Raw genomic sequence first — 2966 nt, 5'->3', positions numbered from 1 at the left:
CCCGTGGATCTTCACGAACACCTCGTCCAGATGCCATTTATCCCCCGGCCGCGGCTGGCGGCGGCGCAGTCCGTTCGCATAGGCCTGCCCGAACCCCATACACCAGCGGCGGACCGTCTCGTGGGAGACGATCACACCGCGCTGGAGCATCAGCTCCTCCACCTCACGGAACGACAACGGGAAGCGGAAGTGCAGCCACACGCAATGGGAGATCATCTCGACCGGGTACCGGTGTCCCCTGGACGACGGCGGCGCTGACGACACGAGCGAACCCCTCCCGGCCCGACCAACTCCAAGATCATCCCACCCGGTCAGTCAACGTGACAGTGCCACTGTCCGCAAGGGTGTGTTCGAGCTGGAGGCCGGTGAGGAGCCCTTGGGTCGGGTGCGGCGGCCGGGCGGGGGCCGCAAGCGGGTCGCGGAGCTTGATCCGGGGCTGCGGCCGGCTCTGCTGGCGCTGGTGGAGCCGGATGTGCGGGGTGATCCGATGTCGCCACTGCGATGGACGGTGAAGTCGACCCGTCTGCTGGCGGGGGAACTGACCCGGGCCGGGCACCGGGTCAGCGCGGACACCGTTGCAGATCTGCTGCGGGAGGAAGGCTTCAGCCTGCAGGCCAACGCCAAGCCCCTCGAGGGCAGCCAGCACATCGACCGGGACACACAGTTCCGCTACCTCAACGAGCAGGCCCGCGAGCACCGGGACGCCGGCCAGCCGCTCATCAGCGTGGACACCAAGAAGAAGGAACTCGTCGGCGCGTTCAAGAACGACGGCCGCCAGTGGCACCCGGCCGGTGATCCGGTGCCGGTGAACATGCACGACTTCGCCGACCCCACGTTGGGGAAGGCGATCCCTTACGGGGTCTACGACCTAGCGGCGAACACCGGCTGGGTCAACGTCGGCACCGATCACGACACCGCCGCGTTCGCGGTGGAATCGATCCGCCGCTGGTGGCACGGCCAAGGCCAAACCGCCTACCCACAGGCGACACGGCTGCTGATCACAGCCGACGCGGGCGGCTCCAGCGGCTACCGGACCCGGGCCTGGAAACTCGAACTCGCCAGGCTCGCCGCCGAGACGGGACTGACCATCACCGTCTGCCCCCTGCCGCCGGGCACATCGAAGGGGAACAAGATCGAGCACCGGCTCTTCTCCCACATCACCATGAACTGGCGGGGCCGCCCGCTCACCAGCCATGAAGTCATCGTCCAGTCCATCGCCGCAACCACCACCCGCACCGGACTGCGCGTCAAGGCCGAGCGGGACACCAATGCCTACCCGACCGGAGTCACGATCGGTGACGCGGAGATGGCGGCGCTGGCGCTGACCCGGCACGCTTTCCACGGCGACTGGAACTACGTCCTTCACCCCCATCCGGCCCCGGCTGTCCCAGCATCCCGGAGACCGGAACCGTGCGAGCCGGAGTGGACACCAGCCCTGCTGTCCGCCCCAGTGCTGACCGGGGTGCCTCTGGACCAGTTGCACGGCCTGGTCCAGACTCTGGCGCCTGACGGGGACACCCAGCACGGCCGCCCGCCCCGACTCGCCTTCCCCGATCAGGTCCTGGCCGCCGTGCTCCACCTGCACCTCGCCCTGGCAGCCGAACCCCTCGCCGTGCTCTTCGGAAGCAGCCGCACAGCCATGCACCGCACCCTGCTGAAGATCAGGAAACTGCTCGAAGCACACGGCATCGTCATCCAACCGGCGACCACCCCACCCGCTGCCCTCGTGCCCCTCCAGGCTCGAGTCATCGCCCTGAGCAGCGATCCCGACACCAAGATCAAGACGACGTGTTAATCATCTGCAAGCCCTTAGCGCCGTATCAAGCGACGTCGGGCATCGGAACCGTTCGAATGTAGACAGTCCTGAGTCATTGTGCCGCTCCGGACCTGGAGCCGGCCGCCGTGTTCATGTTGGCGTTCCTCGTTCGTGGATCCGATGTTGTGGCTCTTGATGAAGCAGTCAGGGGCCTGAGCGGCTGTGAAGAGGATGCGCTCCGCGAACGACTGCGCCATAAAGGCGCCCTTGGCCTCGCCCGGTGTGGTCTCCCCGCTCCTCGGAAAGCGGATCAGCGTGAAGTGCGGCGGCTGGCGAGCGGGACGGCTTGAGTGGCGAGATGGACGATGTGGGGCGGGACAGGGACGTGCTCCGAGAGCGCCGGGTCCGGTTCCGGTTCTCCCCATTCCGTACGCATGGGGAGAACGCCCGCCCATAGGCCCAGTTCGGCATCGGGTCCGTCGCCGTCGTCCGGCGGGCCGGTGCGTACCTTGACGGAGGCCTCGTCGAGAGGGAGTGCCAGCAGTGCAGTCGCCGCGAGTTCCTTGCGGTTGGGGAGGCGCGCATAGCCCCACTGGCCCGCGGCGACGTGCTCGGTGAGGCACCGCAGGCCGTAAAGCTTCTCCTCGGGGTCGGTCACGGTTCGCGGTATGCCGTAGATCATCGCGCTGCGATAGTTGACCCCGTGCTCGAACACCGAGCGCGCCAGGACGAGGCCGTCGACGTGCGTGACGGTCAGGCACACCGACATGTTCGGCGCGGCGAGCAGGCTCCGGCTTGCCGCCGAGCCATGGAAGTAGACCGTGCTCTCATCCGCTCCGTACACGGTTGGCACCACCATCGGGGCGCCGTCGACGACCACGCCGAGATGGCACAGGAACCCCGCGCACAGGATGGCATCAAGATCCGCCCGGCTCCGGCTGCCCTGCTCCCGCAGGCGTCGATGGCGGGTGCGCTCCGTGACAGACAGGAAAGTGCCTGGTTTCTCCTCAACCATGCTGGCAGACACTATCGGTGTCGGTGATTTCAAGCTACTGATCTGACGATATTCGTCGAAAGTAAAGTACTCCGCAACGGATACAGTTGCCTGGGTAGATCTGAGAAGCCGTTGCAGTATCGATCTCGGTGAGCGTGAGTTCGAGGTCGTCGACTCGGTCGGGTGATCTTCTGGCTGGCCGGGCATGAGAGCGGG

The 2966-nt window shown here is 66.8% G+C and carries 1 protein-coding gene and 2 pseudogenes; 1 reads left to right on the top strand and 2 read right to left on the bottom strand.

All coding sequences use genetic code 11. The annotated features are described in order from the left end of the window. Positions 1–264: pseudogene (locus tag ACWCXX_RS41085) on the bottom strand (IS6 family transposase); the annotation flags it as partial. A 64-nt stretch (positions 265–328) separates the two neighbouring features. Here ACWCXX_RS41085 and ACWCXX_RS41080 point away from each other — a divergent pair. Further along, positions 329–1795 (top strand): annotated as a pseudogene (locus ACWCXX_RS41080) (ISAzo13 family transposase); the annotation flags it as partial. Positions 1796–2066: 271 nt separating this feature from the next. On the opposite strand, the gene ACWCXX_RS41075 reads toward ACWCXX_RS41080, so the two are convergent. Further along, on the bottom strand, positions 2067–2771 hold the full coding sequence (locus ACWCXX_RS41075; protein WP_451136393.1) for a pyridoxamine 5'-phosphate oxidase family protein: 705 nt from the start codon (positions 2769–2771) through the stop codon (positions 2067–2069). Positions 2772–2966 lie beyond the last annotated feature (195 nt).

The organism is Streptomyces sp. NPDC001732 (assembly GCF_053596315.1).
Note: the sequence above shows the minus strand (reverse complement) of the source record. Positions and strands in the feature narration are given on the sequence as shown.

Excerpts from the sequence above, each read along its gene's own strand:
- ACWCXX_RS41075 (WP_451136393.1), bottom strand. The coding sequence starts at position 2,771 with ATGGTTGAGGAGAAACCAGGCACTTTCCTGTCTGTCACGGAGCGCACC.